Source organism: Nitrospira sp. BLG_1, from assembly GCF_047338595.1.
In the GTDB taxonomy this organism is placed as follows: domain Bacteria; phylum Nitrospirota; class Nitrospiria; order Nitrospirales; family Nitrospiraceae; genus Nitrospira_D.
This window is the reverse complement of sequence record NZ_JBLFBO010000102.1, coordinates 1-2,636: the sequence shown is the minus strand read 5'-3', so window position 1 is coordinate 2,636 and position 2,636 is coordinate 1. Positions and strand designations below refer to the sequence as shown.

The 2,636-nt window shown below is 54.7% G+C and carries 2 protein-coding genes; both read left to right on the top strand.

Going from position 1 to position 2,636, the window contains the following annotated elements; genetic code table 11:
- The coding region (locus ACMTNU_RS20415; RefSeq protein ID WP_413937133.1) for a transposase at positions 1–586 on the top strand (586 nt) is incomplete at its 5' end.
- A gap of 860 nt (positions 587–1,446) precedes the next feature.
- Entirely contained in the window at positions 1,447–1,788 is a 342-nt protein-coding gene (locus tag ACMTNU_RS20410) for a hypothetical protein (protein WP_413937132.1), read from the top strand.
- Positions 1,789–2,636: the final 848 nt, after the last annotated feature.

The window sequence follows — 2,636 nt, the reverse complement described above, 5'->3', positions numbered from 1 at the left end:
CGGCGGCGTGAGACTGTCATTCATGGCGTCCACTATTGACAACCGGGGTCAGATTACCACCGAGTGCCCGAATCAGATGTGGGGCACCGATGCGACCAGCACGGTGACGCTGCACGATGGGGCCGTCACGGTCTTCATCGGCGTGGATCATTGTACGCTCGAAGGGATCGGCATCCATGCGGCGAAGCGGGCCACGCGGTTCGAGGCCTTGGAGCCGATTCGCCAAGGGGTGCGCCAGCAGTTCGGGGCCGTTTCTGCCGGCATCGCGGCGGGCCTGCAGGTGCGGCACGATCATGGCAGTCAATATATGAGTGACGAGTTCCAGGCCGAACTCCGATTTCTGGGCATCACCTCGAGTCCGGCATTTGTCCGTGCCCCAGAAGGCAACGGCGTGGCAGAGCGGTTCATTCGGACGCTGAAAGAGCAACTCTTATGGGTGCGCACGTTCCAGACCGTGGAGGAGCTTCGTCTCGCCCTCCAGGACTGGCTGCGTCTCTATAACGAGCAGTGGCTTGTCGAGCGGCATGGGTTCCGCTCACCGGCGCAGGTGCGTCGAGACTTGCTGCCCAGGCCGGAGGCCGCATGACGAGGGGGACCGCCAAAACCAGGAGATGTTTTGTGGAGTGGCCCTTAAAATACGACGGCCACAGTTGGCCGAGGAGCGACGATCGCCGAACGTTGCGACCCACAGGGCGGGGCGAATCCGGCAACAACCGTGTCCAAGAAATCGTGAGCGGTACAGAAGTGAAAAGAAGATGAATAAATCTCTGCGGTATCCTTTACGAACCCATGGCATGCAATCCATTGTGCGAACGGATGACAGGCAGCAGGAGCGTATCATCTTAAGTCGGCTTGCCGCGAAGCGGTTGGCCCAGTTGTTTAAGGACGGTCATATAACTGATAACAGTCTGATTCGAAAAGTAGGGTGGATCCGATAACCTGATTCTGCGCCAAGTTGTATGTGGCCAATATGAGCCGTATGTTAGGCACTAAGTGCCTGGTGGGATGTTCCATGCTTCTCCGCCTACTCCGCGTGTGATTGGGGTGGGGTGGTCAGTAGGAGGAGCGCACCGTAAACCTTTGTTCAAGAGGAGTCCATGTCATTAAAGAGGCGTCCTCGCCCCCAGCCAACCATCAATGAATCGTGGAAGCACCTCACGAAGTTGGGCGACTACAGGCGTTTTGACCCAATGTCCGCCAAGGAGCCTCCTGATACCAGTCGTATTCCGTGGATTCCATCGAGTTCCACGACTGAATCGGAAACCTCGACGGATCGTGTGGACTGAACATCAGCTAACTTTGGCTGTTGCACTCCCCCAGGCGGTCTGCCTATCGCGGTGCCCGCGAAACCGAAGCTATAGATAGGTTAAGTGGATCTATTTTTCCAGCCTTGTCACTCAGCCTTCAGAATGCCCTGTAGGAATACTCAACATAAAGGAGGAGTTTGTGAGTGGAAAAGCTGTATTGACGATAGGGTTTGTATTGATGGTCACTGCCACCGGTGTCGTTCATCCTTTCGACAGCGTTGCGTCCAACACGAGTCGAACAGAGATTGGGGCGCGAATTGGGCATGGGGGATCGACCTATCAGTCGAAGTCCAACGAAGCCAGTGACTGCCATGTCGTAGGAGAAGAAAGGATTGGCCATGGAGGCGCAACGTATCGACTCCAGTCTGGCCAAGCCGGTCAGTATCTGAAAGCGCGAGAGGGAGTAAGGAAGGAAGATGTTACCCAGAGGATCGGCCATGGAGGTACGACATATTCTCCAAATCAGACAATGAGCAACTAATCCACAAGCGGTTGCTCATATCGAGTTGCGATGCTGGGGATTCCTCCATTAAGCAGTGCCGTTCGTACTGGAAGACTCGATTGTAGAAGGTGCCCATGGGATCGTGAGTGACAGTTCGGTCCAGCACAAGAATGGGATGCTCATTCCAGCGAGCGTGATTGCGAGTATGCAACTCTGTCTCGCGTCGATCATCGCCATCCAAACCTTGTTGTGTCAGTCAGTGGCGAGGGAATCGTTTACCACAAGGGTCATCACAATCGAAAAGGAAATTCTTGAGAGAGTCGCGCTGTCCAAAGGGATGGAGGAGCAATGCTCCGCAGGTGAATCTAATTCGATACTGAATCGAATGAGATACAGGTCTGGTCGATCTGACATGGGGATGTGGAAGTGGTCGGCACTGATCTCACCACCACCACAAGGTGAGATCGCATCATTTGCTGTATGCAACAGGTGTTTCGGTCTTTGATCGGAATGATCAACCGGACAACCATCTACAGATGAGTCCACCATGCGCCTGTTCTAAGCGTGGAATGAAATTTGCTGTGCTACGTAGAGACATTCTCTCTACGACGGATGGAGGACATGGGGAGAAAAGATTATTCGGGCCTTCTTAGCTTCTCGGGTCGGGGCCTGACTGGATTGCCTGATCCAGTGACGTACCTCCTTGTGAGGTTCCGACTTGGCAGGCGAGTCCGGTGGTGGTTCCCCCCAGGATCATCACCGGGTGTCGCCCTGAATCCGCGGGAAAGATAGGAAGTGGTGGAATGAGAGAGAGCAATGAGACCTGTCATCGGAAGGACAGAGCGCACTGGCCATCAAACGGAAGGAGTCGAGCTGTGACGGTAAAA